Source organism: Rhizobium sp. BK275 (assembly GCF_014193555.1).
Lineage (GTDB): Bacteria > Pseudomonadota > Alphaproteobacteria > Rhizobiales > Rhizobiaceae > Rhizobium.
The window spans coordinates 1-25,783 of sequence record NZ_JACHZL010000010.1; the positions used below are offsets into that span (position 1 = coordinate 1).

The window sequence follows — 25,783 nt, forward strand, 5'->3', positions numbered from 1 at the left end:
ACCGCCTGCAACAAGATCAGACCCACGACAAATCCCTCTGCCAATAGGCTAAACTTAAACCGGACAGCAGTGGGCTTGTCCCGAGGATCTGCCGCAGTCTCGACGCGCAGTCGGTAGCAGCTGGGAATCGAGGGTGCGCGACCGCCCTTTCACATCTGCGACCTCCCGATATCATTAGATCCTCGGGACAAGCCCGAGGATGACGCCGTGAGCGATGAAGCCCCTCAGCGCAGGAGGAATCATAGGGGCAAGGGCGCTCTGGGAAACAGCCGCTGTCACCCAATCCGCCCGCTCGTCAACACATGCGCCACCCCACTCTGCACATGCCGCCGAATAACCGCCCGCGCACCTTCCACATCCCGCTTCAGCGCCAGCTCGAACAGCAGCCTGTGATCATCCACCACCGCTTGCCCACGAAAGCTCCGCGCCAACATATGATACCGCAAAAACCGGTCGAACACCGAAGACAGCGTCGCCATCAGCGTCGCCGAATTGCAGGCCGAGACGATCGCCTGATGAAATTCCCAGTCATAGCGCACCCAGTCGACGGTGCGCGAGGCGTCCCCCGCGAGCAGCTTCCTCTCGGCCGCCGCAAGCTTGTGATGGGCGGCGACGATGCGGCCTTCCCATTCCAGGTTTCCGGCGGCAAAAGAGAGGCCGATCGCGTGGGTTTCGAGCACGGTCCTCAAATCGGCAAGCTCCTCCAGCTCCTTGCGTGACGCCGGGCTCACCTCGAAGCCGCGCTGTCCCTCGGCAAGCACGAGGTTTTCCATCGCAAGCCGGCTGAGGATCTCGCGCAGCGACGAGACGCTGATCGAATAATGCTCCTTGGCCTGCTCCAGCTTGATCTTGGCGCCCGGCGCCAGTGCACCCGAAATGATATCCTTCCGGATCTGCCGGAAGACGACGTCGCTGATGGTTTCGGAGGCTTCGGCCGTGGTCTTGAGCATCGGTTTTTCTGTCTTGCGCGGGCCAGCCATGGTCTATTTCGCCTGCTTCGCCGGGGCCGAGAGCAGGCCCTTGCCGAGCGCATGTTCGACACCGCCCTCGATATGGCGCTGCAGGATCGTCTTCGCCGTCCTGCTGTCGCGCTGCAGGGCCGCTTCCAGCAGCTGCTTATGCTCCTCTTCGGCCACGCCGCCGCGATAGGAGAGCGCCACCATCTGGTAGCGCAGATATTTGTCGAAAACGGCCGAATGCGTTTCCATCAGGAGCCGCGAGCCGCAGGCGGCAATCAGTGCCTGGTGGAACTCCCAGTCATAGCGCTTCCAGTCCTCCGCCTGGCTGGTATCGCCCGATGCCATCACCTTTTCCATGCGCGCCAGCTTGTAATGGGCCGAGACGAGCTGCGCCTCCCATTCCACATCGCCCTGTTCGAAGGATTGCTCCAGCGCATGCTCTTCCAGGAGCAGGCGAAGTGCAGCAATCTCGCGCAGATCGGCGACGGAAACCCCCGCCACCTCAAAACCCCGCTGCCCTTCGGCGACGACAAGCCCTTCCGAGGTCAGCCGGTTGAGGATTTCGCGCAGGGTGCTGACGCTGGTCTCATAGGTGCCTTTGAGATTTTCCAGTTTCAGCTTCTGTCCGGGCGCAAGCCGCCCGAAGATGATATCGGCCCTGATCTGCCTGTAACCGCTCTCGGCGACAGTTTCCTCGATATCGTCCTGCCGCATGAGTCTCTCCGAGATTTTGCGTTTTCTCCTATATAGCGGGAGAACTCGGGTGGATTCAATGGGGAATGGAATCGGCGGATAATCGGCTGGTGTGGCAAAATGCTGCAAAGCGGCAGTCTGCCGGATCAATCCTGTTAGAGCGGCATTCACCTAAGGCAAGGCTTGTGAGGTAATGTGTCCCGAAACCTTACAAATGCTTGACTATTTTATCAGGAATGTTTCCATTGTGCGGTGCAGCATAGGAGCAACAATGGAACTCTCGTCAAAACTCGTGAAATCCGTTGCCTACGACCCGTCGACCGGGGTCCTCGACATCGAGATTCGCCTCAAGGGCAATCGCAGGTATTTCAACGTGCCGCCGGTGATCTACGAAAACCTGATCACGGCGGCATCACCTGGCTGGTATTATACGCGCCATATCCGGGATGTGTTTCCACGCTCGATCCAGGGTGAATCCGGACCACTCTCCCAGAAATTCCGATTGTTTTTCAACCGCCGCGGCGAGTTTTCATAAGTCAGGGTTGCGGCGGCTCTGCGCACACAGCCGTTGCACCGCGCGGCCCACAGCGTCTGAACCGGCCGCCGAGAAGGGATTCAGGCGGCTGCGCGGCGCTTGGGAAGAAGCGCGCGCAGCATGACGCGCTTGCCCCAAAGCTCGAATGCAAGATAGGTGCCGTAGGAAAGGCCAATCGCCAGCAACAGGTAAGCGCACAAGGCTGCGGCAAATCCGGCCTCGACGCCCAGTGTCGGCAAAAGCCGCCTCGCCAGCTTGGCGAAGAACGGGACGAGCAGCGGATGGATCAGATAAAGCGAGTAGGATATCTCGCCGAGGAAGTAGACCGGGCGATTGCCGAATACGGTTTCGCCGAGTTTTGACCCTTGAGCGATCAGCCACACGACCAGGACGATCAGCACGTAATTGACGAGATCCGTATGGTCCATGTACCAGCTCGCTGCCAGGGCGACGAGCGCGACCGGCAGGCTGTAATTTACCACCGTCATCAGGCCGAATTTTGCTTTCTCAGCCAGCGCATAACCGACGACGCCGAGCGTGAAGCCGCACAGCGCTCGTGCCAGGGCAAAGGAATGATCCGACGAGACGATGTCCATCGGCCCTTCGATGCCGAGGCCCAACTGCGACATCCCTGTTATCGCAGCCAAAGCGGCGACGACGACAAAGCCGAGGAAGAAGGTTTCCCGCGCCGTCAGAAGTGCAATCAGCGGAAACAGCAGATAGCAGAACAGCTCCGCGCTCACCGACCAGGAGACACCCATGATGGGAGTTGCGTGCAATCCCCAGCCGGTCAGCATGAATATGTTGCAGAACGCATCCCACCCATCAAGGCTGGCATGCTCTGCGCCACTGAAGTTCAGGCTGAGTTTTGCCGTCGCAACAAGCAGGATGGCAACGTAAGCCGGATATATCCGGCAGACACGCTTTATGAGGAAATCCCAGTACTCTGCCTTGTCAAAGCGGCGTGAGAATGTAGACGCATAGTTATAGGCGAGCACATATCCGCTCAGAACGAAGAATGCGTCGACGGCAGCATAGCCCGGACCCATCGAAAAGACCGGCTCGCCGCCAAAACCGCGGGAAAAATGGTAGAGGGCAACAATTAACGCAGCGATACCGCGGAATCCGGTCAGCGCGCGTATTTCAGCTCTTTTTGCCATTGATATCCTCAGGCGCTCTCTGCCTGTGAATACATGGAGAATACATGGGCTGGAACCGGAATCTTCGACAGATCGTCGATTGCTGCACTTGCGTTGCACGATTGCTGCACTTGCGTGGCGCGATTGCCACCAAGTCGTCGGGGCCTGTGCAAAACCGGCCTCTCGCCTCAGCAGCCAAGCGAGATCGGCACCGCCATCCTGCCGGATGACGATGCCGATGAGACCCAGGGGACGCTTTACCTAGACGGAGGCGCGGGGCTTGGTCAGGCCTCGGCCGACATTCTGGCCGGGCATTTCGATCAGGTTGTAACCGACCCAGGCGAGACCGTAGACGATCGGCACCGTGATGACGAGGGAGAGTGCCCAGCGCACCGGATCGGAGACATCAGTCGCCTTGATCAGGTAGGCGATGACCGGCTGCATGACCATGAGATGGATCAGGTAGGCGCCGAAAGACAGTTCGCCCAGACTATGGAAAAAGCCGTTACCCAGCCATGCACCGATCGGCCTTAGAAGCTTTGCCGGAGTTTCAGGCAGGCGGTGCGTATGGATGAAAGCGAAGAAGATCAGGACGAGCGAAATCCGCACGGACTGGTGCAGCAGGTCCTTTCCGCCGCCGAGCGGGGCCAGAACGAGCACCATGGCGATCGTCGCAAATTGGAAGGCCCGTATCCTGTCGGTCCACAAAGCGCCGGCCAGCAGCATGCCGGCGGCAAAAATATGCATCTTGAGCGGAAGGAAGGTCGGCATCGGAAAGGAAATGCCGAGCCGGTTCAAGGCATAGGAAATCACGATACCGGCAAACGAAGCGCCGACAATGCCCTTGATCCAGCCGATGCGGCCGACAACGATAATGATGAAGGGCAGGGCGGCATAGAATTGCATTTCAAGACCGATACTCCAGTCCGGCAGCGCGGTCCTGAAAGCATATTCGGGGCTGAAGCCGAAGAGGAAGGTCACGTGCGCCAGATAGTTGGTCAGGCTGCTGTCGAGATAACGACTGGCCAACTGCGGCTCCACGCCATTGAAGCCGTCGATGACCATGCGGGCATCGTAAATGAAGGGGCCGAGCGTGAGGGCCGCAACGAGCATCACGTAATAGAGCGGAGCAATTCGGAAGTAACGCCTGATCCAGAAGGTGATCCAGGTGCTGCTCGCCTCCCAGGGCTCCCGCTCTTTTCTGCGCTGATAGTGAAAGACCATCAGGAAGCCCGACAGCATGATGAAGAGATCGACGCCGAGATCCGGGTCGCCAATGACGGGCACCGAAAATCCGGTCAGAAGATGAGCATGGCCAACCAGTACCCACAGGGCGGCCAGGCCGCGCAATCCGTCAAGGCAGTCGACACGACCGCCGTTGCTAACACTCGTCACAGGCAATTCCTCTACTGGGGGTTGGGGAATTTTACTGTTTGCTCGTAGAAATCAGCGAATTTGACCACAGTTTGGGGTGCGGACACAAGTCTTTTATTGCGCTGCAGCACCGAAGCCACCCCTGATGTCGTCTTGCTTCCGATCGCGAATCCAGCACAGTCTGGATTGTTCAGCCGGAGGGGATGTTTTGGTTCACAGCTTCAGATCTTGCCTGCTCGCCGCAATTGCCGTGGCTGTTTCGGCGGGCTCAAGCACGGCGGAGGAGGTGCCGGCCTCCTGGAAGAAATCGATGACCGGCGACCCGGCGACGAATTATTACCTCGCCCAGGCGATGAAGCCGCTTGCAAACCCGGACGCTCAGACCTTGAGGGTCGTGAAGCTCGCAAATACGCTCAGCAATCTGTGCAGCGGCGCATCGCTCGACAAGAAAGCGCTCTACGCCTACATGACCGAGACCCGCTTCGCAGACATCAAGGGCAACGCCTATAACGAAGCTGCCTTCCTTGCCGACAGCGCCTTCCGCTATTTCGACTATCGCTCGCTTGCCCATCTCTGCGCGGGAGGCGCTTATCTCTTCGGCCCCAAGGGGCATCTCGCGCCGGGATTGCTGAAAGCCGGCCGGAGCAAGCCGAAGATGAGCTACGACTCCCAAAATCCTTTCATTCCCCTGCCGCCGCTGGCGCGGAAATCCTGATCGGAGCAGGTGGATGCCTTGCGCGATGCAGCAAATTTAGACAGCATTGGGCATGCCGACTCTCAAGCAGCTTTCCATCGCCCTAGGGCTGTTGACCAGTGATCATTCTCCCGTTCCCAATGAGGACGGCTGGCAGAATTACGTCTGGCGCGTCCACGCCGCGCAGGAATGCCTTGATGTCGAGGATGGATATTGCGTCCTGGTCCAGGACAAATGGGATTGGAAGCGGCCGCAATATTACAGCTTTTCCTTCCGTTTGGACCCGAAGACCAATTCGGTCACATCCCGCATCACGCTTAGAAACGAAGACACCGAGGATGACGATCAGGTCTGCGTCGTTGCAAGCTTCCTCAATGCGGCCGGGCAGGAGGTGGGCATTTTCTTCGCCAACTGGCGCGCGCTCCCCGGCCGGTCCTATAGCCGCGAGGCACCGATCTGGCTGACCACCGATGTCAAGGAGATCGCGACCGTGGCAGTCGGCACGAAACAATGCGACGTGAGGGCGACGGCCGATGCCGAGAATTTTTACAGGATCCGGATGGAACTGAAGCAACGCTGATGGCGACGGGGGCGTTCGCACTTTCCCACTTTTGCTGGAATTACTCTATTTGATGTCGCCGCCTGGTCGCGGAGGCGCAAACCTGTCGCCGGGGCTGCCGATTCTGTCGCCCTTTTTGACGCCGATCGTTCCGGTCGGGCGCGGGTCTGCGCGCTGTTCTGTGCGCTGTTCTGTGCGCTGATCGCTGGGCCATGTCACGATCACGAAAACAAGTCCGAGCACGAGCGCCACGAGTGGCGGTGCGACGAAGATCATCAGTAGATAATGCCGTGGTTTCATGGAGTCTTGTCGACAGGTGAGGCCTTCACCTGGGCAGCGGCTTTCTCAAATCGGTTGCGGTCCGTAAGCACAGGACGGACTTTCCTGTTGTCCATCCTCACTGACGTCCTGCCGGTGCTGCAAACTCGGCAGGTGAAGAACTGTAGTTTGAACCTTGTTCATCGTCCATTACCTAATCCGGCTAGCCATCAGAAGATATAACGGACGTCACACTACAACGCCGCGCGTCTTTTCAGACGCGCAAAGGACGTTGTGGCTCGGGGTTCGAGGCGTTAATCGGCCTCCTGCAATACCGCCACGAGCGCCGGATCGGCCGCGAGCTGCGTGGCGATGTAGTCATTGCCCCAGGATGTCTCGTGCGTCCCATCCGAGGTGAAAGCGCCGCCAAGAGAGACGTGGTCGACGGGAAGGGCAGCCCATGCCCCGGTTTCTGCTGCCGGTGTCGTCGGGTTGCCGGCCTCGCCCCATTTGCCTGCATCCGCGCAGACGACCATGTCGAGCGCTCCGTTCGGGTTTGTGCGAAGGAAGCGGTTGATCCAGGAGCGGAAGCTGACATGGGCGGCATAACCGGGCCTGGGGACCTGATAACTCGGATCGCTCCAGGTGAGGTTGACCGATGCATTGCCGATCGGAGAGGCAAGGCCAGCGGGCAGATTGACGGTGATCCTGTTGCCGTCGATCGCCCTGATCTGCGCGTAGTTCTTCCAACTCGTGTTGAAGGCCTTCGGAATGAGGCCGGCCACGCCAACATTGCTTCCGACAACGAGTTTTGAAACGTCGGGGATGGTCAGGGTGAGGTCACCGGTACCACTGTCATAGATATAATCCGACGCTTTGACGTTCGATGTCGTGTCGGGCGTGAGCGTCGGCGGAATGATTTTCACATGCGGCATGGCAGCCCTGTACTGCCTGAAGAGCTTGCGCATCTTGCCGACGAGGGACATGCCGGCGGTCGAGGCCATGTCGTCAGGCCCGATATAGGTCCAGCTGATGTCGCCGTCGACGATGCCCTTGCCGGTGCCGCTCGGCGCAACGGAGCCTGAGGCGCCGCCGGTATCGGCGATATAAGCGTTGCCGTTCGCCCTGCAGGTGTCGTCGACTTCCCAGGTCTTCTGCGACCAGTCCGGGGTCGAGGTCTGCGTCGTATCGTTATGAGGATCGCACGGAAGGAGGTGCGTCGGATTGCACCAGGCGGCGAATTCCATGCGGCGGTCAATACCGGAGATTAGCTGATAGTTATAGCTGTCGGCGCCTCTGGACATCTGGGCGCAACCGAGGCCAAGCTTGCATGCCAGACGCGTGCCCCAACCGGTATTGCCGTAGCGGTCGCCGCCGCCGTCACCGAAGGTGCCCGAACCGGCCATGCCCTCGTTGGCACCCTGAAGCTTCGAGTTGCCCATCGACATGATGGCAACGGCATCTGCGGGAACGGCGACCCTGATGGCGCCGACCAGCATGGTTCCGGGATTGCCGGTCTGACTGCCATTGGCGGCGTGAAACTTCGTCTGCGTCATCGTCGGGTCGGCGGCAACCAGCGAGGTCGTCGAATTGAACGAACCGTCCCGGCGGCCGATGAAGGTCGAGGCATTGACGACGCTGTTGATGGCCTTGTTCTTCACGGAGCCGGAGCGTCCGGCGACGCATTCGTGCAGCAGGATGCCGCCGATTGCCGTAAAGGCCGGAATGTCGGCCGGGGCTGCCACCGTGAAGACCATCATGCGCTCCGGCTGGCCCGGAACATATGAATAGATCGCCTTGTTATCCCTGGTGTTCAGGCAGCGATGGCGGCTGGCAAGATCGGGCGAGGATGTCGAACTGTCGTTGAACGGATATTCCATCGACAGCATGAAATCATAGGCTTCGGCGAGATCGACCTCGAGAACCGGACTGCGCGGCGGACGCTCCAGCGTCCAAAGCGGAAAGGAAAACTCGATCAGCTCGCCCGCTTTGATGGCGTAGGGCAGAAAATATGCCTTGCGCCGAACGAAGGCCATCTGGGTCGAACCGGATGTATCCTTCTGATAACCCGCATTCGTGCCGTAGGCGACGGCGCGGCGCACTCCTTGCCCTTCGCCATTCTCGGCAGTCGTCTGCATTCCAAGCGCCGGCCGGACGCCCGCCGTCAAAGCGGCGGCAATGCTGCCGACGGATATCGCCGAAAGGCCGATGATCAGGTTGCGGCGAGTAATGTCCAATGCGAGCCTTCCGTCATCAGGTGTGATCGAGCCGGTCGTCAGCCCCGAGATATCAGCGACAAGGCGACCGGATGCAGCATTGGATGCAATGGTGGCGATGGTTTGGCCGGAACGTCACAGCTCGATGAAGGGCGGGAGTCCCTAAGCGGCTTGCCTGGCGACAAATAATTTTTTTGCCACGACGATGTAGTTTTTCGGAAAACCCGACTGGGTATATTTTTGCTGCGCATCGAGACGATAAAAAACCCGGGCCAGATGCCTGCATGCGATCCGCACGGATGCCAGCAGCGGGACGGCCGCAACCCCCAGCGCGCCTGGAGCGATATTCTTTGCGCCACGCGGCAGATGTTTCGAAGCCGTTTCCATCTGATAGGCCACCGTTCCCAGATATCCCTCCATCCAATCCAGGCTGATGATTTCAAAGCCCGCATTTCCAAGGAGATGGCGCCACGCAAACTGCGTGTATCTGAAGAAGTCGTAGGGCTGCTCATGCTCCTCGTAGAAAAGCGGCGCAGAGCAGATCATCGTCCCGCCATCTTTGAGGACGCGGTGCATTTCCTGAAGCACGGCAACCGGGTCCGACAGATGCTCCAGAACCTGATTTAGCACGATGGCATCGAACCTGGCTTCCGCGACGGGAATGCTTGAAAGGTCGCATACATAGGTGGATTTCGCATATTCCTTGTCGACCATTTCGAAATCGGCGGCCTCGTAAATGCAATGGTCGAAAAGGTGCCTATAGGGCTGGCTTCCGGCTCCCGCATCAAGCACGATCGACCCCGCAGGCAAGCTCCTTGCAAATTCCTCGTTGTGTCGTCCAAGCCAGATTCTCGAAGAGTTCATCACATCCTCCAGCGATCCGTTCATGTCCTCCAGCGACCCGATCGCGCCACGGTAGCACCGGCAGGTTCCTGGTCAATCGGTTTCTGGATCGGCTGGCTGATGATGGGGCGGGCAACCTGACTAACAAAAAGACCAATAAAAGTCCGGCTCGCCTAAGCCACCCCTAAAAAGTCACGATTGTCTTTCGGCGTAATTTGCAGCATCCCCAAGTTGCTGGGGATTTTCAAATGCGAATAACTACCGTTGGCGAAACCGCCAAAGACATTTTCCATTTCTTGTCATCTGCGCTTAAGCGTTTCTGGATGATGTACCGGAACGGTGGATACGAGGACGACTGGGCATTCGCTCGCGTCTCCGGCGATGTTACCGATATCAACACGAAGATGCCGATCACCGGCCCCGTCATGCGGAAGGTCATCGATGGCAGGTGGGCTTACCGCCAGATGACCGAATTTGAGCGCGAAGAGTTCGACGCCAACCGCCGTTGGTAGACCAGGCCATTAGGGTCGACGCCAGGGCAGCCGCTTTCGCTAACGTCAGTATGTACCATCGTTGACGGGCGGGAAGGGACCCGCATGTATGCCGCTATCGCGAGAAACCATGTTCGCGTCTGCGCTGTCACGAGCACGAGTTACCTGCTTCCGATAATCGGGCGGCAGGGCATGGCGTTAGCTTCCTGTTACCTTTGTCACAAGAGTCCAAAAAGGTTCTTGCGTAATTTTCGCGCATGAGGTGTATCTTCGCCTTCTGGTTGGGGAGCCTGCATGCATATCAATAACTTCCGCGAACCCGCGAAAGATCCAAACTCTTCATTGATGGGACTCACCGGCCGCGACGGGCCGTTTTTTGCTCCCGCGACGTCGGCACCCGCGTGGCATAGACGCAATCACTCCTTCGTTAGAGGGCGGAACCTTATACAATGTTTTCGGTTCCCTAGTGGACCGCTTGACGTTTGTTCCTCAACCGTTCAGATCGCCGGCGGTCTACCTGTCGCCCGCTTCGGCGGGCGTCTTTTTGCGAAATCCCCCGCCTGCGCAGGCCAGGAGCGCGACACTGTGACGGGCGTCACATGTCACACCAATTTCACGCGACTATGACCTCTCGGCGTGGTTTGTTTCCCTGCCTGATGCGGCTGAGCAGATCAGGCAAGCGGGGCTCGTCCCAGTATCGAGTAGCGCGGCGAGCCCCATCTTTTCGATCATCGGGTGGGCGCTACGCGCCGAACCCCCACAGCGCCACAGGATCAACGTCTTCCATGACCTTGATCTTCGAAAACTGAACGGCTGACGGCGGCGCGGTGCGGTCGCCGGTGATGCGGATCTCGATGCCGACGCGGTCGGCGGTTCCCCAGGCCGGATCCCATCGGAAGGGCTCGGAGATGAGCTTGTAGGTTCCCGAGCGTCCCATACCGAGAACGAAGGTGTCGGAGGAGAGGCGATAGCCGCTGAAGCCGCTCGAGCGGTTTGTCGTGCCCTGGCGGGTCATGTAGCGCAATTCGATGAAAGCCGGCGTGCCGTCGAAGGTCTGGAGCTCGCACATGGCGCGATACCATTTCGTCTGATCGAGGGTGAACGGAACGGAAATGGACTGGGCGACAAGCTCGAAATAGGGGCCGATATCAACCTGAAGCGGGGTGTAGTCGATGCGCTGGGCCTTATAACCTCCGCCTATATCCACGATTGAAGCCACGGCCGAGACATTGCGCACGACGCTGATGGCAACCCCTGTGGCAACTTGTCCAGCGCCGGTGCGGTTTGCATTGGTATTCGCCCATGTCCCGGCAGTGCCGCCATTGAGCTGCGATATGCCTGATGGAGCGAAGTTGTTGTTGGCCGGGTCGAGGTCGATGAAGGTGCCGGCAGAAAAGAGGCTTCGAATGACAGGAAGAAGGATATCCTCGCCGATGGCACGGGCAGCCTTCGGACTCTGATGTATCTTATCGCTCAGATACATGCCGAGGTCAGGAGCGCCACCAGGCGCAAGCACCGTATCGAGATCGAGAACCGCGACGATGCCATCGCGGGTGGCCTGCGTGGCGATCCATGCGTTGAAGGCGATACGCTTGGCATGGCGGTCGTCACCAGCAGGCCAATCGCCGCGGTATGGCACCTTTACGACAATGGCGAGTTTGCCGGCCTTGCGGATCTTCGACAGGCCCTCGTCGAACTTGGTGATCAGATAGGTCAGGGAGAACTCGCCATCGTCCCCGGATGATATGGTATTCGAGCCGCCTTCGAAGATCACGGCCTTGAAATCGCCAAGCAGAAAGGCATCGAGACGGGCGACGATACCACCCAGAAAACCAGCGCCTGAAAAGGCGAGATGATCGGCCGCTTTCGCGTTGTTGAACCCCGAGCTGTTCAGTCCCAGCGGCGACGTCGTGTCGAACCACTGATCGACACGGAAACGCGGGTCGAGACGTTTTGCCCACTCGATCAAGCCGATGCCGATGCTGAAGCCGGCGCGACCCGCTGTGGTGTCGGGGATGTTGGGGTTGAAATCAAGGTTGTTGTAGGCGACGTAGCTGTCGCCGATGGCGCCCAGGAGTTCGCCGGGGGCAAGCGGCGTGCTCGGCAGGGCAACGAATGCCGCGACGGGGCCGATTGATGCGCTCGTGGTTTCGACGGGGGTGGTGTCCGCCATCGCGGTCTCGATCACCCGCAGGTATTTCCCCGTCAGCGTTCCCAAAGCGAATGTCGTTCCCCCGAACGGGCTTCCCGTGTTCGTCCACCCGGTCGATCCGTCATCGGAAACCTGCATCTGCCGGCTGATGCTATCAGGGGCGAAATCATAGGTGGCGGGCTGGACGGTGATCTCGAGCGTATTCATCGGCGTCCCGGTCAGGAAAACATCCGAGAGCGAACTTGGCGCACCGCCCTTGACCGGAATGACCGGCGCGTTGCCATAGAGGCTGCGCCCATCCGATATCCTGACGGCGCCGAGCACGGGCAGGTCGTTATGGACGGTCGCGCCATCGGTGACGATCTCGACGCCGAGGACAGGCCTGTTATCGGCGAACAGGGTGGTGTCGCCCACATCGCGGATGCCGATGACAGGGCGGTTGTTGAACATGCGCGTGCCGTCGGGAACGATGACGACGCCCTGGACGCGCTGCATATTATAGAGTTTCGCCATCGGTGCGCTCTGCCTTCGCTCGAAGAGAAAAAAGAGCGGCCGAAGCCGCCCGAGGTGGCCTGTCAATCGGGGTGTCAATCGACAGGCTGGGAGGAGTTCTGGATTTCCGGCGGCACCCAATCTGGGGCAGGGCCGCCAAGAGCTTCCTGCACACCGTTGCCAACTGGTTCAGGAGGCGGGGAAGCCCTGACGGGCTTTGCGGCCGGCTTTTTCTCGGCCGGCTCCGCTTCCGCCTTGCCAGTGGATTTGTCACCGGATCGGGCGAGACGCACCCATTTCGGGCGGCGCTTCTCGTCCTTCCAGAGCGCGTCCGGCAAGCTGAAACGCTCGCCGGGTTCGCGCCGGATGCTGCCGAAATAGCCGCGCTCGGTGGCGACGACATCAACCATGCGAGGGAACCCCAGCGGTGAAGCCGGCGGTGATCTTGCCCGTGGTGGGGGCCGTGCCGGTCACGGTGTAGAGCAGGCGCAGGTAAAGCTCATCCGTGCCGCGCGGGATATGGCTCGGCGGGATGATCTTGCCGGCCTTGAGATCGGCGAGGTTGAGGGTCGTGGTGATGACCGCCTTCGGCGAGGCGAAGGCCTCGTTGTCGTCGGTCTGGATGGTGACAGCGAGCGAGGTGAGGTTGTTGAAGCTTTCCACCACCTGCATCAGGAAGGGGATTGGTTCGCCCTTGCCGATATCGCGGGTGAGGCCGGCCTTGATCGGGCCGAGATTGATGACATTGGTGCTGGGGCCTGACGCGGTGATAACCTGCGCGTCCGAAAGCAGCGTCTGCCGGTCGAAAATCATGGGAAGTGCCTTTCGTTAGATAGGGGTTGCCCGCCGCTCAAGACGGCGGGCTTGAGGGAGACGATCAGGCGAGCGCCGGGACGGCGGCTTCGGTGTTGAGGATGGCGTCCGTCTCGCGGATCGGGATGCCGCGATAGAACTTCACTTCCTGGCCCTCGACGAACTGCGTGGTCAGGTGCACGGTGTTCTGCCGGTCGGAGGTCAGCGCGCGATCAGACGACTGCACGTCGAGCACTTCGAGCACATCCTTGTTCATGTAGATGGCGATGCGGCTGGCCTTGGCATTCAGCCGGCGAGACTGCAGGCGGTAGTAGCCCTTGCGCAAGAGCGACCAGAGATCGACGGTACCGGCCATCATGTCGGACACGTCGATATTGGCGACGCGGGCGTTGTAGCGCCAGTCCTTCACGGCCGCACCGATATGCCAGGTGTAGAGCGTTTCCTTGGCATAGTAGGGATCGCCATTGGCATCCAGCACGCGCTGCTCGCCCTTGTCGTCAATCTTCACGCCGGCCTTGGTGCCCTTGGGGTAGAGCAGGTGGGTGGCGTGGTCGCCCCAGGTGACGAACCAGATGGAAGTGTTGTCGGCGCCGGTGCCGCCGCCATGGACCACCTGGTTGGCGATGTTTGGCTGCGCCGGGTTCGGCAGGTTCGGGTTATAGGCGGCGTAGCGGGCCGACAGTCCCTTGAACTTTTCCGGGGTCGTCGCCGTGTCATGGTAGAAGAGGCCGGAGGCCATTTCCTGGCTCAGCGACTCGATGAAGGGCATGGTGTCGACGAGACGGGCCTTGGCCTTATCGGGTGCCAGATCGAGCAGGCGCATGTCGATTTCGGAGCGGGCATGCACGAAACCCGTCGTATCGTCCACCTGCTGCATGGTGGCCTTGGACTGCTTGATGCCCTGGTAGAGCCGGCCCCAGGAAACGGAGGGCAGGCCGGTGCGCACCATATGGCGGTGCACGGCATCCATGTTGCACTCGACGGCCATCGCGTCGTCGAGGATCGGGTTCTGCTGGGAGAGAAGCTCGATGACGGCGCCTTCGGCAGAGCCTTTGAATGCGTCAACGAGATTGGGGTAGTAGCTGCCAATGGTGGCCATGTCTTATCAGCCCTTCGGTGCGTCTTTGGGAAACATCAGGTGCGCGGTTTCGGCTTTCCTGCCGTTTCCGCCCGCGCCGCCGTTCGGTGGGTTGTCCTCCTGGATCATCGATCCGACCTTTGCGAAAATTCTGATCATTTCGGGGTGGTTGCCGCCGCCGCTGGTATTCAAGTACTCGCGCAGCGCCGGAGTGCCCAAGCGGGAAAGCGCGCGCTGGGCCGAGCCCACGGTTCCGGCCCATTTCGCGCCGCCGATCTCGCGATCCCTGCGGGCCTCGTCGGCCCAGCCCTGAACGCGGCCGGCCCAGGCTTCGGAAGCCGCCTTGCCGCGCCGGCCCTGGATCTCGATGAAGCGGTCGGCCAGCTGCTGCGCCTGCCGGTTGGTCAGGCCGAGATTGTGGAAATCAGGGCCGAGCGCATCGATCAGTTCCTGATCCACCTCGATGCCCTCGGGCATGGTGAGCGAATAGCGGCCATCATCGGGGACGCGATCTGCCGGGTCATTGTCAGCGGTATCGTCGGGCTTGCCGGTGTCGTGATCGGCGGCGTCGGCATGATCGTCGCCACCGCTGTCACCGTCCGGTGATGCCGCATCGTCCGGAAACAGAACGGTTTCCGGTGCAGCACTTTCGCCGCCACCGCTGCCGGTTCCCTCGGCGCTGTGCAGAACGGCCGGAAAGGGGCTCCTGCTAAGCATCGATATCATGGTCTTCGCCTTCCTCTTGTTCGGCGCGGCTTGCCGCCGCTGCCTTGTCCGTTGCCCTGAGATCCGCGATGGCCAGCAGCAGGCGCGGATAGAGCGTCGGGTCGATGCGATCGAGCTCGGCGATCAGCCGGCGGCCGACGCCCTGTTTTCCGAGCGTGTAATGCGTCGCGTTGCCAAGCTCTCCCGCATAGGCCTCCTGATAGACGGCGCATTGTTCCAGCATCCAGAACAGCACGCGCTTGCCGGAGGCGGTCGCGAAGACCTCGCGAAACGCCGTCGTGATTTCGTCTCGCTGAATGGTTTGGGGGATGGATGGTTGATCCTTAAAATGATCCATCAGGCGAGCCCCAGCTGGCGCAGAAGTGCTGCGCCGTTCGGGTTGTCATTGGCATCGGCCAGCACCTGTGCGGCCTTGGCGCCCTGATTGAGGGCGGGTGCGACCTGCGAGGCCATCTGCGCCGTCTGCGCCGCCTGCATCTGCTGGGCGCGCTGGGCGCGCATATCCTCCACCTTGTCGTCGGCGAGGATCATCGAGGGTGGGGCGCCGATCGCGTCGAAATAGAGGTCAATCGCCTCGTCGACATCGAGCTTGTCCAGCGCTTCCGGCTTGACGGCGGAGACCTGGCCCATGAAGGCGACGCCGCGCTCGATGGCGCCTGTCGCAACCGCCTGCTGTGCCTGCGCGAGCGTGGAAATATACTCGACCTTCAGCTCGGTTCCCTGCAGCTCCGGCGGCGGTGGCGGCAGCTCGTCACGGGCCGCCAGAATATCGAAGGTGCGGTCGATGGTCGGGCCGAGCTGATCGCCGAAGACGTTTTCCAAGACGGGGCCGAGCTGTAAGAGCTGCTCTTCCTTGCGCTGCGTCAGCTCGAACTGGTTGCGCGGCTGCACGCCTTCCATATTGGTGATGGCGAAGAAGAGATCGGCAAAGAAGGTCTTCTCGATGCGGTTCTGCACTTCCTGGATATCTTCGCGCAGCTCCGCCAGGCTGAGGTTCACTTCCATCGCCGGGCGGAACCCCTTGCCTGTGGGGTCGTCGACATAGTTGACCGCGCCCGGCAGCAGCGAGGCTGGGCTGTTCTGCATCGAGGTCGGCGCGTTCATCGGCGGGCGCACCTTCTTGTCGATGCCTTCGAGCTTTCGCGTCTGCTCCAGCTGCAGCATCCTGATATCGCCGAGCGCCTTCTGGCCGGGCGAGAGCGCATAGTGATCGTCTTCGGAAAGCTCCCAGGCCGGCGCGATGATCGGGTTCGAGTCGAAGCCGCTTTCTTCCAGGAGATCGCCGCCGAGCTCATCGATCCAGTAGTTGGAGAGGAAGGCCTTGTTGCGCTTGTCGATCAGTCTGGGGTCGCGGTCGTAGCGCGGCTCGATGGCGTGATAGACATCGAAACATTCGCCATATTTCGAGCTGTCATAGAGGCTCCTCAGCCGCTCCGGCACATTGTCGTAGCCGAAGCGCTCGATGATGCGCTGCACGCTCCAGCGGAAGGTGCGGTAGAGCGTGGTCGCCTTGCCCTTGTGATCCCTTGATATCCAGAAGCGGCCATGCACCAGCTGCTGCACGCGGATGACCGTCTCCTCGTCTTCCACGAGAATGGCGACGGACTGGCCGAACTGGCCGAGATCGCCATAGCCGATATGGAAGGCGCGGTAGAGGTTCGACGCGGCAAAGACCTCGCGCATCTTGTCCTGCACGGCAGCGAGATAGACTTTGACGGAATCCTGCTTCTTCAGATCGGGATCGAAGGTCGTCAGCCGAAACCAGGGCCGGGCCGGCGAGGTGAGGCCCGAATGCATGCCTGACTTCAGCGTCTCATAGGCATGGCTGCCGGTGCTGTCGATGATCTTGTCGCGCGAGCGCGGTCCTTCCCGGTCGGAATGAAGTCTGAGCCGCGTCGGCTCGATATGCTCTGCCAGCGCCCGCCACTCTGCTTCCCAGGGCTGGCGGACCTCCTTCAGTTCCGCCAGCCGGCGGCGGTGATAGGCAATTTGCGTCTCGTTGTCGCGACGAGGATTTTCCATAGATGATGTCAGCCTCTATTGCCCGAGCAGCGTCTTCTTGAGCGTATTGCCCGAGAGCGCCGGCGATTGCGTATCGGCGAGAACAGGTGCGCCCGAAGGCGAGGTGAGGATGGTGGAGGGCGCGCCCTTCACCTTGTCGGAGGCGCGTCGTGCGGCGGTGGATTGGGCCGCAGCATAATCGGGCGTCTTCTGCTGGGCGTATTCGGGTGGCGCCTGCGGCGGCTCGGCTTTCGGCGGCGAGGAGAACATGCACATGGGGGCATCCGATCGTGAGGTTGAGCGGTTGGACCGGGTGGAGGAGGGTGGTCTCCAGCCGGTTCGGCGTCGATGGGAGGCAGCCTGCGGGGTGAAAGGTTGTGGGGGTGACATGGGGCGATGGATATTCGCCATGTGAAGAGGCTAGACTGTGCCGTGTAGCCCCCTCATCCGCCCTTCGGGCACCTTCTCCCCGATGGGGCGAAGGGGGTGTGGCGGCCGCCCGCGCCCCTCCAGCTTAAAAGATGTTCTGAGGCGAGGAGGCTGGCTCCCCCTTCGCCCCAGTGGGGAGAAGGTGCCCGAAGGGCGGATGAGGGGGCCACACGGCACAAGGCCTCGATCACCCCAGGCCGTATCGACCCTTTATCCATAGGGAGGACGCCAACCTGAAACGCTGAAGTTTCCCGCCCGCTCAAGGACCTGAGCAGGCCGCCACCCCGGCAGTCCTCCCCGCGATGACCACGGTTTCTTGCCACGATCTTGATAGTCCCGCCGCAGATGGTTGGCCGCAACCATCCTCGTCGGGGCTTGAAACATGATCCAGAACGAATTGATCACCGCGGCGGCAAAAGGTGAAATTTCCGCTACCCCTCGTCGGCATTCAGCGCCCGAAATCGCAGAAGAACCACGGCAATTCCGATTTCTCCTGTTCTCGAGAATACTGACTTTCGTTCTGCGAGCCCGCTGGAAGCGCGGCGTTCTGTTCTGGTTTCGCTTTGCCGCCCATCCGCTCCTGACCATCCGCTGGTGGCGCTTCCTTGCGGGTTTTGCCGCAGCACGGGCGTTTCCGGCCCCGCATGACGCGTTGCTGCAGAAGCCGCTGTCGAAGTTCCTGGTTTACGGAATGCCCAATTCCGGGCGTCTCGCACGTCTCGTCGAGCATTTCCTTGTCGCGGACAAGATCCTGGCCAGGGAAACCATGATGCGGCTGTGGCAGGGGGAAAGGCTTGAGATCGGCGTGGTGAACGGCCGCAACGAGGCCTATACGTGCCGCATCGCACTGGCCGATCTTTGCGGCGGACGTCACGAGGGTGTCTTCGCCGTCGAGCTTGTCCGCACACGCGACAAGGCCCTTCTGTGCACCGGCAGGTTCACATTCCTTCGTCAGGGCTCTGAGGGCGGCTACACCTTCGTCATCGGCAGCATGCAGGGGCCTCGCAATGGAAAGCGGCTGATCGTCGAGGCGACCCGCGATCTCCGAGGCGTTCGCCCGAAGGAGGCGATCCTGATCGTGCTGCAGGGGCTGACTGTCGAAGGCGGCATGCCGTATTTCCTGGCCGTCTCGCGGGCCAGGCAGCCGATACAATATCGCCGCCGCAAACGACGCTCCATGATGCTGTCGGCGATCGATGCGTTCTGGGCCGAGCGCTCTGCCGAGCCCGAAGATGTCTACGGGTTCAGGGTGCCCAAGTCAGCAATCGGCGGAACGGACAGGCGCAGCCGGAGCAAATCGCGTTTCCACATGATTGGCGAATTGTTCCATTGAGGGTGAAGTGTTCCATTGAGGGTGCTTGGCCCCGTGCGCACTATGCCGGACGCAGGTGGATTGCAACCATTGCGCCGCCGCCTTGCCGGTTTGCGAATTCAAGATGTCCGCCATGGGCAACCGCGATCGCCTGCACCACCGATAGTCCCAGTCCCGTACCGCCTGTTGCGCGAGACCGGGAGGGATCGCCGCGCCAGAAGGGGTTCGTGGCCACCGCATCCAGTCCTTCAGGAAATCCGGGACCTCGATCCAGAAAACGGATGACGACGCTCTCATCCGGCAATTGCTCCGTTTCGCAGCGCAGCCAGTTGCCGTCTGCCGCGTAACGGCAGGCGTTTTCCAGAAGCGCCAGCACGGCCTGGCGAATGCGCGGGGAGTCGACCGATAGGAAGGCGGGCTGCAGCCCGGTTTCGAGCGTCAGCGTGCTCGTCTCCAGCATGGGTTTGGCCGATGTCAGCACCGCTTCCACCACCTGCGACACGTCGGTCCGTTCACGCTCCATGACGAGTTTCTGGCCGATCGCCAGCGACAGGGTACGCAGATCTTCGACAATTCTTCCAAGGCCTTCCACCTGGACCAGGAGATCGGACATCATCTTCCGGTCCATTGGAAAAACGCCGTCGAGCATGCCCTGCAACGAACCCCGCAGGATCGTCAGTGGCGTGCGCAATTCGTGGGCGACCGCCATGTTGTTGAAGCGCAGCCTTTTTTCCATGCTGTCGAGGCTGGTTGCAAGCGCATTGAAGGTATCCACGAGACTGGAGACTTCTCGGGTGGCGTGGCGCGAGGCAGCGACGCTCACCGAAAAGTCGCCGGATTTCAGGCCTTCGGCAGCAGATGTGAGCTCTGCGAGAGGCCTTGCGATCCGTCGCGCCAGAAATATCCCGATAATGGCGCAGACGAGGGCTGAAAGCAGGCCGGAGGTCAGAATCAGGATCTGGAGCTGGAAATCTGTCTGTTCTTCCTGCAGCCCATTGAGGTTAGAGAGGAGGAGCTTGAGCGCATCCTGGTCGGGGACCACGCCATTGTCCAGATCGCGATAAGCAGCCGCGGCTCTCGGTGGCAGGTTTTCAATGATGCTTTCCTCAAGATAGGTGGAATACCAGATGGCCCCGAGATAGGTCATGCCGACGCTGAGAAGCAGCATGACTGTGATGATGACAGCGGTAACCGTTGCAAGCGGCAGCGAGGGGAGCCTGAATATTTTCATCTCGGATCCGAAAAACGATAGCCAATTCCCCTCACGGCAGGAAAGAAGCCGTTCTGCCCCAACTCTTCCAGTTTGCGCCGAAGGTTGGAAATATGCGTGTCGACAGTGCGCACCAGAGCGTCGCTTTCCGGCAGGCAGGCGTCGAGAATATCGGCGCGCGCGAAAGCCTGGGTCGGATGGCGGATCATATAGGCGAGAATTCGAAATTCGCTGAGCGTCAGGGATAGATGCGTGCGGCGCTCGTCGCTCGTGACAAACGCAGTGTGGCTGGTGAAATCGACCTCTATAGGCCCAAACCGCTTGATGACGTTGGCGTGTTCTCCCCGCGTCCGGCGCAGGACGGCCTTGACCCGGGCCACGACCTCCTGCGGGTTGAACGGTTTGACCACATAATCATCGGCGCCGAGGCGCAGACCAGCCAACCGGTCGATGTCGTCGGCAATGGCCGTCACCATGATGACCGGCGTCGACCCGGCTTGCCGCAGACGCGCGAGCACGTCGAAACCGTCGAGTTTCGGCAGGCGCACGTCAAGCAGCACAAGATCCGGTTTCAGATGGGCATGATGTTGAAGCGCTATTTCGCCGTCGCCGGCGCGAACGGTACGGAACCCGTCACGCAACAAATATCCTTCCAGTATCTGTGCGATTGCCGGTTCATCCTCAACGATCAGAACGAGACTGTTATCCACCCCAATGCCCTGCGGTTGTTCAATTGCCTTTGCCGGCTTTGCCGCCGGACGTCCACCATCGCGGACGGAGGAGATTTCTGCAATTTGCAAGCGCGCTTTTAGCGACCAGCCAACCTGTTCTCAACAGCGCCTTGATCGCTTCCTCGCCATTTCTTGACAATTCGAAACCAGCTTGCCGCCGATTAGAGCGCCGCGCATCCGTCCGGACGCGCAACGGACGCTCTAACCCTTTGATTTGACGCATCAGGCTTTCCGAAAATCGATTCCGATTTTCGGGCCGATGCTGCAGCTTTCGGAGATGCCGGCATGCGAAAATTTGTGTTCGATTCCTGGAATCCTGCCTCCAGCGGCGTGGGCTTGCCGGCAACGCCATCCGAGGCTGACCGGGCGCTCGCCGCGATCGGCACGTCGATCGTCTGGGTCAGTTTCGTCTTTGTCGTCTTTCCCAATCTCGATCTCATCGTCTCGCGCTGGTTTGCAAGCGGACAGATCTTCATTCTGGCCGACGATCCATTCCTGCTGGCGGTAAGGGATATCAGCCGCCTCGCACAACCCTATCTTATCGGCTCGATGATCGTGCTGATCGCGCTGCAGTGGCTCCTGCCGGGACGAATGCGGTTCTGCCCGCCCGAAAAGCCCTTGTTCGTGCTCCTGAGCTTTGTCGCAGGCCCGCTCTTCACGGTCCAGACGCTCAAGGTTCTCATCGGGCGTGTACGGCCGCGCGAGCTTGCCGAGTTCGGTGGAACCATGGATTTTACGCCGGTGTGGCAGTTTTCTGCCGCGTGCAGCCGCAACTGCTCCTTCCCGTCCGGCGAGGCTTCCGCAGCGGCGGCGTCACTGTCGCTGCTGGTTCTGGTGCCCGCCAGGCTCAGGTGGGCGGCCGCGATACTGCTGTTGCCCTGCCTCTTGTTCGTGGCGTTCAATCGCGTGATTTTCGGCGCTCATTTCCTTTCGGACGTCGTGCTTGGCTGGCTGCTGACGATGTTCGCCATGGCCTGGGTCTGGCGCTGGATGGATGTGTATACGGAAGAAAAGCTTTGGCGGTGAGGGGGCTGGATGGCGCCTTAAGACCCCGCCCCAAACCCCTCCCCACAAGGGGGAGGGGCTTAACTCGCCGCTTCCGTTTGAGACCATTTCAACGTTTTCGGGAGGGCGAAATTGGCGCCGCAGGTTAGCCCCTCCCCCTTGTGGGGAGGGGTTGGGGAGGGGTTTTCCTTGGTGCAGACCGGGCTGAAGGTCGACGACATATACACGTCCAAGGCAGCTCCTACCGCCCCAACTCGATCCGTCCCTTCATATTCGGATGATACCGGCAGTAATACCCCACCACCCCATCACCCTTGACCACCATCGACCCCGACTTGCCCGAGGGTATCACCACGTCGAAACTCCCTTTCGACGTCGCGGTATGATCCATCACATCCTCGTTCCGCCAAACGATCGTATCGCCCGGCCGCGCCGTCACCACAGCCGGCTTGAACTCCAGCTTTTCGATGGTGACCTCGATCGTCGCGGCACTTGCGGCCGTTCCGTAAAGGAAGAGACCGGCCGCAAGGCAGAGTTTCAACACGAACGCCATGGTCATTTCAGCATCGAGGCAACATGCTCGGCATGCTGCTCATGGCCTTCGAAGAGTTTCAGGCCGGTCTCGAGCAGGGCCTTCAGATCCGGATTCTGCGCGGCCGGGATCAGCGCCGTCTTCAGCGCCTCGTTGACCTGCTTGTGGTAGGCGACTTCGTTGTCGACATAGGCCTTGTCGAAGGCCGCACCCTTGAGCTTGGAGAGCTTTTCCCGCTCGGCCTTGGCGGCCGATGTCAGCGACTTGCTGGTATCGTTATCCTCGGGCGTCACCTTCAGCTTCTTGACGAGATCGAGCGCCTGCTTGTTGACGGCTTCGTGGTCGCGGATCATATCCTTGGCGAAGGCGACGACCTCCTTATCCCTGGATTTTTCGACCGCCTGCTTGGCCGCCTCGATATCGATGACGCCGGCCGTATAGGCGATATGGGCGATCTGCGGATCGGTGGGCGCTGCGCCGGCCGATAGCGCCGCGGGGGCGGAGAGCGCGAAGGCGGCAAGGGCGGCGATAAGATGTTTCTGCATCTGGTCCTCCATCCGGCGGCAATGCGCCGGTCGATGTTTCCTACGCAGACTTGGATGCCGGCATCGGGCAGACGTTCCCGAAAAGATTTTTTCGAGATATCCGGAACCTTTGCCTTGCCCCGGCATCCAATAGGGAAAAAGGATGAGCCATGGCGCAGCAGGCGGAAATTTCGATAGAACAGAGAAGCGACCCCGAACTGGTGGTGATGGCGCTCGCGCGCGATCCCGCCGGGTTCCGTGCCATCATGCGGCGTTATAACCGCCGGCTGTTCCGCATTGCCCGCGGCATCCTGCGCGATGATGCCATGGCCGAAGATGCCCTGCAGGATGCCTATCTCAAGGCATTCCGCCACCTTGCCGATTTCCAGGGCACCAGCGCCTTTTCCACCTGGCTGACGCGCATCGTCATGAACGAGGCGCTTGGCAGGCTTCGTAAGGCGCGGCGAACGCCCGAAATGCCCGTCGATACGATGCAAGGCCGCATCCTCGATTTCCCAACCGGTTCGCCGATCGACAATCCCGAGACATCAATGGCGCAGCGACAGATCCTGAAACTCGTGGAAGAGGCGACCGACAGCCTGCCGGAAGAATTCCGCCTCGTCTTCATTGCCAGGGTGATCGAGGAGATGAGCGTCGAGGAAACCGCCGAAATGCTCTCCCTCAAACCCGAAACCGTCCGCAGCCGCCTGCACCGGGCGCGCGCATTGCTGCGCCGTCAGCTCGACGAGATGATCGGGCCGATCGCGATGGATGCCTTCCCCTTCGCCGGCTGGAAATGCGACCGGCTGACGGAAAAGGTGATGAGGGCATTGATGGAGCGGTGACAGGCTCACTTCGGTTCCGATTGCTGAATGACGGGCGGCGGCGTCTTGCTCTTGGTGCCGCCGCCGTCGAACATTTTCACCGCCAATATGCCGACCACCGATGCGATCATCAGCGCCAGGATTATCATCATGAGCATTCGCATCGGCCGATCCGATCCAGGATACTGCTGGCCGGATAACAATTTAGGATGGAATTCGTTCCTGTTTCGCGTCGCCTGAGGCCGCCAGCGGCCCTCTATTATTCCCGTGTTGGCCCTATACCGGAACCATGCGGACGCGCTTTCCTGCTATTCTTCTATCCGGCCCAGTCTTGGGGAGACCGCCAACCCGAGGAAGACCATGACGGCCTGATTGAACCGGACCACGTCCTCGTCGTCGAGCCGTCCGAGCCGGTCGCCGACTTTCGACTTGGGGACAGTCGTGATCTTGTCTACCATCAGCCGGGAAGGAGAGCGCAGGCCATTTCGTTCATTCGGCTCGACCGGGAGCCGGAACAGCGGTGCGTCTGTCGGATCCGTGGTGAAGGCGCAAATGGTGATCGAGTCCGTCGCGTCGAAGCTGTCGTCCTGGACGATGACGACGGGGCGCGGCTTGCCCGCATAATCCTTGCCGCCCGCGACGGTCCAGATCTCTCCGCGCTTCATTCGTCGTCCCAGTCGGAGACCGCGTCGATGAACGCCTGATCGGCATGGGCATGAGCGCTGGCGGCCACGGCCAGAGACTGGCGGTGCGCCTCCGACTTGAACGATGATGCACGCACATCCGGCACCCAGATCTGGATCGGGCGCAGGCCCTGCGACCGCAAGCGCTCGCGATGTTCGCGCACCTTCTCGCGCGAGGACTTCGGACTTGATGCTCCAGCCATGACGACACTCCGGAAAGGTTACATGTAACCTACTATGAGATGGATGGTATTGCCAGTGCTTTCAAGGAGGGCAGCGCTTCCCGCAGCAGGAAAAGATGCCCTATCGGCGCCGAACTTTCTTCGATCCCCGGCGTTTCCGGATCGAAGGAGCCCATCATGTCCAGACGCAAATTCAAGAGACTGACCCACCGGCTTCTCGGCCGGTTCGATGACGTTCAATCCCTGCTCGATGGGATCGAAGGCAGCGCTTTGAAGCTGCAGGCGACCTGCGACGACGAGGCCGAAACCGAGGATGTCATCCACCCGACCGTGCAGCCGCCGCAATGGCCGAGGCGTGGAGCAGCACCCGCCGCCCTATAGAGCATTTCAGACGCGCTCGCATCTGCCCGCGAAGAGATCCGCATGCGCGGCAAACAGCGCGCCCAGCCTGTCGATAACAATGCGCACTTCCGGCCGCTGGCGCTCGTCCTCATGCACCGTGATCCAGATGTCATAGGTCAGGCTGTCGATCACAGGCCCGGCGCGGACCAGGCCGGGCTCGGCATCGCCCATGAAGCAAGGCAGCAGGCCGCGGCCGGCGCCGCCGCGGATGAGATGGAGCAGCATCAGCGGCGTGTTCGTCCAGCTGGTGATCCAGTGGTCCGGCTGCCCGAAGGTCCATTTGTCGGCCGGTGTCACCGCAATCTCCGTTCCGAGCGAAATCCAGTTGTGATTGGCGGCGCTGAAAGTGGCGGCCTGATAGGCAGCGTGGGCAACGGAGACCGAACGGCGGGTTGCGAAATTGCCGCGCTCCGGCCGTCCGTGCATGATGGCGAGATGCGCCTCGCGGTAGGTGAGATCAAGACCGGTATCGAGCGCCTTGTAGCACATGCGGAACCGGTCTTCCGGCTGCCAAACGGCCGGCAGGTGGCCGGCGATGAACCATAACATCCAGGCATCTGCTCCGGTCGAAACGATCGGCAGGCTCAAAACGTCGCCGCGCCAGTCGGCGATCGTCTCTGCCGCCTGCTGCATGACGAGAACACGCTCGAACAGCGTCTCGCCATCCTTGGCGAGCAGATAGCCAGTCGGGCCGCGCCGGAAGAGCGTGCGCCCCGTCGCCCGCTCCAGCGCCAGCATCCGCCTGCCGATGGTCGGCGCGCTGAGGCCCGTGCGTGCAGCAGCCCCCGTCAGGCCGCCTGATGTCGCGACATGGAAGAAGAGCTGCAGATCGTCCCAGCTGGCCTCTTTCATCTGTGAAAACCCCCTTTTATCGGCGCGTCTACCTTTGCGGGTGGGTGCGCCTTAGGTCAGTGGCATCTGACATA

General features: G+C 60.8%; 32 protein-coding genes. 8 read left to right on the forward strand and 24 right to left on the reverse strand.

Going from position 1 to position 25,783, the window contains the following annotated elements; genetic code table 11:
- Positions 1-275 precede the first annotated feature (275 nt).
- Together FHT82_RS26965 and FHT82_RS26970 are read right to left on the reverse strand one after the other, a co-directional pair.
- A complete protein-coding gene (locus tag FHT82_RS26965) occupies positions 276-950 on the reverse strand; it encodes a GntR family transcriptional regulator (protein ID WP_183735780.1) in 675 nt (224 codons plus the stop codon).
- Between the two features lie 33 nt (positions 951-983).
- Positions 984-1,673, reverse strand: coding sequence for a GntR family transcriptional regulator (locus FHT82_RS26970; RefSeq protein WP_183735781.1), 690 nt, complete (start codon positions 1,671-1,673; stop codon positions 984-986).
- 250 nt (positions 1,674-1,923) lie between these two features.
- Here FHT82_RS26970 and FHT82_RS26975 point away from each other — a divergent pair, with 250 nt between their 5' ends.
- Complete coding sequence (locus FHT82_RS26975; protein WP_183735782.1) at positions 1,924-2,187, forward strand: KTSC domain-containing protein; 264 nt, start codon at positions 1,924-1,926, stop codon at positions 2,185-2,187.
- 80 nt (positions 2,188-2,267) lie between these two features.
- Here FHT82_RS26975 and FHT82_RS26980 read toward each other — a convergent pair whose 3' ends face one another.
- A complete protein-coding gene (locus FHT82_RS26980; RefSeq protein WP_183735783.1) occupies positions 2,268-3,347 on the reverse strand; it encodes an acyltransferase in 1,080 nt (359 codons plus the stop codon).
- 240 nt (positions 3,348-3,587) lie between these two features.
- On the reverse strand, positions 3,588-4,721 hold the full coding sequence (locus tag FHT82_RS26985) for an acyltransferase (RefSeq protein ID WP_183735784.1): 1,134 nt from the start codon (positions 4,719-4,721) through the stop codon (positions 3,588-3,590).
- Between the two features lie 289 nt (positions 4,722-5,010).
- On the opposite strand from FHT82_RS26985, the gene FHT82_RS26990 reads away from it, so the two are divergent.
- Entirely contained in the window at positions 5,011-5,415 is a 405-nt protein-coding gene (locus FHT82_RS26990) for a hypothetical protein (protein WP_246698231.1), read from the forward strand.
- A 52-nt stretch (positions 5,416-5,467) separates the two neighbouring features.
- Positions 5,468-5,974 (forward strand): hypothetical protein, encoded by a 507-nt coding sequence (locus FHT82_RS26995; protein WP_183735785.1) that lies wholly within the window; start codon positions 5,468-5,470, stop codon positions 5,972-5,974.
- Positions 5,975-6,019: 45 nt separating this feature from the next.
- Here FHT82_RS26995 and FHT82_RS27000 read toward each other — a convergent pair whose 3' ends face one another.
- The 3 genes from FHT82_RS27000 to FHT82_RS27010 form a co-directional block, all read right to left on the reverse strand.
- Complete coding sequence (locus FHT82_RS27000) at positions 6,020-6,253, reverse strand: hypothetical protein (protein ID WP_183735786.1); 234 nt, start codon at positions 6,251-6,253, stop codon at positions 6,020-6,022.
- Positions 6,254-6,525: 272 nt separating this feature from the next.
- Entirely contained in the window at positions 6,526-8,448 is a 1,923-nt protein-coding gene (locus FHT82_RS27005; protein ID WP_183735787.1) for a hypothetical protein, read from the reverse strand.
- A 141-nt stretch (positions 8,449-8,589) separates the two neighbouring features.
- The gene (locus tag FHT82_RS27010) at positions 8,590-9,315 is read right to left on the reverse strand and encodes a class I SAM-dependent methyltransferase (RefSeq protein WP_183735788.1); all 726 of its coding nucleotides are present in this window, start codon (positions 9,313-9,315) and stop codon (positions 8,590-8,592) included.
- A 251-nt stretch (positions 9,316-9,566) separates the two neighbouring features.
- Here FHT82_RS27010 and FHT82_RS27015 point away from each other — a divergent pair, with 251 nt between their 5' ends.
- A complete protein-coding gene (locus tag FHT82_RS27015) occupies positions 9,567-9,782 on the forward strand; it encodes a hypothetical protein (RefSeq protein ID WP_183735789.1) in 216 nt (71 codons plus the stop codon).
- Between the two features lie 721 nt (positions 9,783-10,503).
- On the opposite strand, the gene FHT82_RS30460 is transcribed toward FHT82_RS27015, so the two are convergent.
- The 8 genes from FHT82_RS30460 to FHT82_RS27055 all read right to left on the reverse strand — a co-directional run bounded on the left by FHT82_RS30460 (position 10,504) and on the right by FHT82_RS27055 (position 17,299).
- Entirely contained in the window at positions 10,504-12,426 is a 1,923-nt protein-coding gene (locus FHT82_RS30460; protein ID WP_246698232.1) for an SGNH/GDSL hydrolase family protein, read from the reverse strand.
- A 74-nt stretch (positions 12,427-12,500) separates the two neighbouring features.
- Positions 12,501-12,815 carry a hypothetical protein gene (locus FHT82_RS27025; RefSeq protein WP_183735790.1) on the reverse strand — a complete coding sequence of 105 codons (315 nt, stop codon included), beginning with the start codon at positions 12,813-12,815 and terminating at the stop codon, positions 12,501-12,503.
- Positions 12,808-13,218, reverse strand: coding sequence for a Bbp16 family capsid cement protein (locus FHT82_RS27030; RefSeq protein WP_183735791.1), 411 nt, complete (start codon positions 13,216-13,218; stop codon positions 12,808-12,810). The genes FHT82_RS27025 and FHT82_RS27030 overlap by 8 nt, the downstream gene beginning before the upstream one ends.
- A 64-nt stretch (positions 13,219-13,282) precedes the next feature.
- Positions 13,283-14,317 carry a major capsid protein gene (locus FHT82_RS27035; RefSeq protein WP_183735792.1) on the reverse strand — a complete coding sequence of 345 codons (1,035 nt, stop codon included), beginning with the start codon at positions 14,315-14,317 and terminating at the stop codon, positions 13,283-13,285.
- A 6-nt stretch (positions 14,318-14,323) separates the two neighbouring features.
- On the reverse strand, positions 14,324-15,022 hold the full coding sequence (locus tag FHT82_RS27040) for a hypothetical protein (RefSeq protein ID WP_183735793.1): 699 nt from the start codon (positions 15,020-15,022) through the stop codon (positions 14,324-14,326).
- On the reverse strand, positions 15,006-15,359 hold the full coding sequence (locus FHT82_RS27045) for a hypothetical protein (RefSeq protein WP_183735794.1): 354 nt from the start codon (positions 15,357-15,359) through the stop codon (positions 15,006-15,008). The genes FHT82_RS27040 and FHT82_RS27045 overlap by 17 nt, the downstream gene beginning before the upstream one ends.
- Complete coding sequence (locus FHT82_RS27050; protein ID WP_183735795.1) at positions 15,359-17,044, reverse strand: portal protein; 1,686 nt, start codon at positions 17,042-17,044, stop codon at positions 15,359-15,361. Before FHT82_RS27050 ends, FHT82_RS27045 begins: the two co-directional genes overlap by 1 nt.
- 15 nt (positions 17,045-17,059) lie before the next feature.
- On the reverse strand, positions 17,060-17,299 hold the full coding sequence (locus FHT82_RS27055; protein WP_132654374.1) for a hypothetical protein: 240 nt from the start codon (positions 17,297-17,299) through the stop codon (positions 17,060-17,062).
- 535 nt (positions 17,300-17,834) lie between these two features.
- On the opposite strand from FHT82_RS27055, the gene FHT82_RS27060 reads away from it, so the two are divergent.
- Positions 17,835-18,785 (forward strand): DUF535 family protein, encoded by a 951-nt coding sequence (locus FHT82_RS27060; protein ID WP_183735796.1) that lies wholly within the window; start codon positions 17,835-17,837, stop codon positions 18,783-18,785.
- A 40-nt stretch (positions 18,786-18,825) separates the two neighbouring features.
- Here FHT82_RS27060 and FHT82_RS27065 read toward each other — a convergent pair whose 3' ends face one another.
- The 3 genes from FHT82_RS27065 to FHT82_RS27075 are packed head-to-tail and all read right to left on the reverse strand — an operon-like array spanning position 18,826 to position 20,928.
- Positions 18,826-19,995 (reverse strand): ATP-binding protein, encoded by a 1,170-nt coding sequence (locus tag FHT82_RS27065; protein ID WP_183735797.1) that lies wholly within the window; start codon positions 19,993-19,995, stop codon positions 18,826-18,828.
- Positions 19,992-20,684 (reverse strand): response regulator, encoded by a 693-nt coding sequence (locus FHT82_RS27070; protein ID WP_183735798.1) that lies wholly within the window; start codon positions 20,682-20,684, stop codon positions 19,992-19,994. Before FHT82_RS27070 ends, FHT82_RS27065 begins: the two co-directional genes overlap by 4 nt.
- Before the next feature lie 19 nt (positions 20,685-20,703).
- Positions 20,704-20,928: a hypothetical protein gene (locus tag FHT82_RS27075; RefSeq protein ID WP_183735799.1), complete on the reverse strand. Its 225-nt coding sequence runs from the start codon at positions 20,926-20,928 to the stop codon at positions 20,704-20,706.
- A gap of 62 nt (positions 20,929-20,990) precedes the next feature.
- On the opposite strand from FHT82_RS27075, the gene FHT82_RS27080 reads away from it, so the two are divergent.
- Positions 20,991-21,731 carry a phosphatase PAP2 family protein gene (locus FHT82_RS27080; RefSeq protein ID WP_183735800.1) on the forward strand — a complete coding sequence of 247 codons (741 nt, stop codon included), beginning with the start codon at positions 20,991-20,993 and terminating at the stop codon, positions 21,729-21,731.
- Positions 21,732-21,951: 220 nt separating this feature from the next.
- Here the strand turns inward: FHT82_RS27080 and FHT82_RS27085 are convergent, their stop codons facing one another.
- The gene (locus FHT82_RS27085) at positions 21,952-22,269 is read right to left on the reverse strand and encodes a plastocyanin/azurin family copper-binding protein (RefSeq protein ID WP_183735801.1); all 318 of its coding nucleotides are present in this window, start codon (positions 22,267-22,269) and stop codon (positions 21,952-21,954) included.
- On the reverse strand, positions 22,266-22,787 hold the full coding sequence (locus FHT82_RS27090) for a DUF4142 domain-containing protein (protein ID WP_183735802.1): 522 nt from the start codon (positions 22,785-22,787) through the stop codon (positions 22,266-22,268). Before FHT82_RS27090 ends, FHT82_RS27085 begins: the two co-directional genes overlap by 4 nt.
- A 149-nt stretch (positions 22,788-22,936) precedes the next feature.
- Here FHT82_RS27090 and FHT82_RS27095 point away from each other — a divergent pair, with 149 nt between their 5' ends.
- Positions 22,937-23,611, forward strand: coding sequence for an RNA polymerase sigma factor (locus FHT82_RS27095; protein WP_183735803.1), 675 nt, complete (start codon positions 22,937-22,939; stop codon positions 23,609-23,611).
- A 5-nt stretch (positions 23,612-23,616) separates the two neighbouring features.
- On the opposite strand, the gene FHT82_RS30590 is transcribed toward FHT82_RS27095, so the two are convergent.
- The 3 genes from FHT82_RS30590 to FHT82_RS27105 all read right to left on the reverse strand — a co-directional run bounded on the left by FHT82_RS30590 (position 23,617) and on the right by FHT82_RS27105 (position 24,476).
- On the reverse strand, positions 23,617-23,748 hold the full coding sequence (locus tag FHT82_RS30590; RefSeq protein ID WP_281411244.1) for a hypothetical protein: 132 nt from the start codon (positions 23,746-23,748) through the stop codon (positions 23,617-23,619).
- A gap of 150 nt (positions 23,749-23,898) precedes the next feature.
- On the reverse strand, positions 23,899-24,255 hold the full coding sequence (locus FHT82_RS27100) for a type II toxin-antitoxin system PemK/MazF family toxin (RefSeq protein ID WP_183735804.1): 357 nt from the start codon (positions 24,253-24,255) through the stop codon (positions 23,899-23,901).
- Positions 24,252-24,476 (reverse strand): antitoxin MazE family protein, encoded by a 225-nt coding sequence (locus FHT82_RS27105; protein WP_183735805.1) that lies wholly within the window; start codon positions 24,474-24,476, stop codon positions 24,252-24,254. The genes FHT82_RS27100 and FHT82_RS27105 overlap by 4 nt, the downstream gene beginning before the upstream one ends.
- Before the next feature lie 156 nt (positions 24,477-24,632).
- On the opposite strand from FHT82_RS27105, the gene FHT82_RS27110 reads away from it, so the two are divergent.
- Entirely contained in the window at positions 24,633-24,836 is a 204-nt protein-coding gene (locus FHT82_RS27110; protein ID WP_183735806.1) for a hypothetical protein, read from the forward strand.
- A 6-nt stretch (positions 24,837-24,842) separates the two neighbouring features.
- Here FHT82_RS27110 and FHT82_RS27115 read toward each other — a convergent pair whose 3' ends face one another.
- On the reverse strand, positions 24,843-25,709 hold the full coding sequence (locus FHT82_RS27115; protein ID WP_183735807.1) for a LysR family transcriptional regulator: 867 nt from the start codon (positions 25,707-25,709) through the stop codon (positions 24,843-24,845).
- Between the last annotated feature and the right edge of the window lie 74 nt (positions 25,710-25,783).

Excerpts from the sequence above, each read along its gene's own strand:
- FHT82_RS26965 (WP_183735780.1), bottom strand. The coding sequence starts at position 950 with ATGCTCAAGACCACGGCCGAAGCCTCCGAAACCATCAGCGACGTCGTC.
- FHT82_RS26970 (WP_183735781.1), bottom strand. The coding sequence starts at position 1,673 with ATGCGGCAGGACGATATCGAGGAAACTGTCGCCGAGAGCGGTTACAGG.
- FHT82_RS26975 (WP_183735782.1), top strand. The coding sequence starts at position 1,924 with ATGGAACTCTCGTCAAAACTCGTGAAATCCGTTGCCTACGACCCGTCG.
- FHT82_RS26980 (WP_183735783.1), bottom strand. The coding sequence starts at position 3,347 with ATGGCAAAAAGAGCTGAAATACGCGCGCTGACCGGATTCCGCGGTATC.
- FHT82_RS26990 (WP_246698231.1), top strand. The coding sequence starts at position 5,011 with ATGACCGGCGACCCGGCGACGAATTATTACCTCGCCCAGGCGATGAAG.
- FHT82_RS26995 (WP_183735785.1), top strand. The coding sequence starts at position 5,468 with ATGCCGACTCTCAAGCAGCTTTCCATCGCCCTAGGGCTGTTGACCAGT.
- FHT82_RS27000 (WP_183735786.1), bottom strand. The coding sequence starts at position 6,253 with ATGAAACCACGGCATTATCTACTGATGATCTTCGTCGCACCGCCACTC.
- FHT82_RS27010 (WP_183735788.1), bottom strand. The coding sequence starts at position 9,315 with ATGAACGGATCGCTGGAGGATGTGATGAACTCTTCGAGAATCTGGCTT.
- FHT82_RS30460 (WP_246698232.1), bottom strand. The coding sequence starts at position 12,426 with ATGGCGAAACTCTATAATATGCAGCGCGTCCAGGGCGTCGTCATCGTT.
- FHT82_RS27025 (WP_183735790.1), bottom strand. The coding sequence starts at position 12,815 with ATGGTTGATGTCGTCGCCACCGAGCGCGGCTATTTCGGCAGCATCCGG.
- FHT82_RS27030 (WP_183735791.1), bottom strand. The coding sequence starts at position 13,218 with ATGATTTTCGACCGGCAGACGCTGCTTTCGGACGCGCAGGTTATCACC.
- FHT82_RS27035 (WP_183735792.1), bottom strand. The coding sequence starts at position 14,317 with ATGGCCACCATTGGCAGCTACTACCCCAATCTCGTTGACGCATTCAAA.
- FHT82_RS27040 (WP_183735793.1), bottom strand. The coding sequence starts at position 15,022 with ATGATATCGATGCTTAGCAGGAGCCCCTTTCCGGCCGTTCTGCACAGC.
- FHT82_RS27045 (WP_183735794.1), bottom strand. The coding sequence starts at position 15,359 with ATGGATCATTTTAAGGATCAACCATCCATCCCCCAAACCATTCAGCGA.
- FHT82_RS27050 (WP_183735795.1), bottom strand. The coding sequence starts at position 17,044 with ATGGAAAATCCTCGTCGCGACAACGAGACGCAAATTGCCTATCACCGC.
- FHT82_RS27055 (WP_132654374.1), bottom strand. The coding sequence starts at position 17,299 with ATGTGCATGTTCTCCTCGCCGCCGAAAGCCGAGCCGCCGCAGGCGCCA.
- FHT82_RS27060 (WP_183735796.1), top strand. The coding sequence starts at position 17,835 with ATGATCCAGAACGAATTGATCACCGCGGCGGCAAAAGGTGAAATTTCC.
- FHT82_RS27065 (WP_183735797.1), bottom strand. The coding sequence starts at position 19,995 with ATGAAAATATTCAGGCTCCCCTCGCTGCCGCTTGCAACGGTTACCGCT.
- FHT82_RS27075 (WP_183735799.1), bottom strand. The coding sequence starts at position 20,928 with ATGCGTCAAATCAAAGGGTTAGAGCGTCCGTTGCGCGTCCGGACGGAT.
- FHT82_RS27080 (WP_183735800.1), top strand. The coding sequence starts at position 20,991 with ATGCGAAAATTTGTGTTCGATTCCTGGAATCCTGCCTCCAGCGGCGTG.
- FHT82_RS27085 (WP_183735801.1), bottom strand. The coding sequence starts at position 22,269 with ATGACCATGGCGTTCGTGTTGAAACTCTGCCTTGCGGCCGGTCTCTTC.
- FHT82_RS27090 (WP_183735802.1), bottom strand. The coding sequence starts at position 22,787 with ATGCAGAAACATCTTATCGCCGCCCTTGCCGCCTTCGCGCTCTCCGCC.
- FHT82_RS27095 (WP_183735803.1), top strand. The coding sequence starts at position 22,937 with ATGGCGCAGCAGGCGGAAATTTCGATAGAACAGAGAAGCGACCCCGAA.
- FHT82_RS30590 (WP_281411244.1), bottom strand. The coding sequence starts at position 23,748 with ATGCTCATGATGATAATCCTGGCGCTGATGATCGCATCGGTGGTCGGC.
- FHT82_RS27100 (WP_183735804.1), bottom strand. The coding sequence starts at position 24,255 with ATGAAGCGCGGAGAGATCTGGACCGTCGCGGGCGGCAAGGATTATGCG.
- FHT82_RS27105 (WP_183735805.1), bottom strand. The coding sequence starts at position 24,476 with ATGGCTGGAGCATCAAGTCCGAAGTCCTCGCGCGAGAAGGTGCGCGAA.
- FHT82_RS27110 (WP_183735806.1), top strand. The coding sequence starts at position 24,633 with ATGTCCAGACGCAAATTCAAGAGACTGACCCACCGGCTTCTCGGCCGG.
- FHT82_RS27115 (WP_183735807.1), bottom strand. The coding sequence starts at position 25,709 with ATGAAAGAGGCCAGCTGGGACGATCTGCAGCTCTTCTTCCATGTCGCG.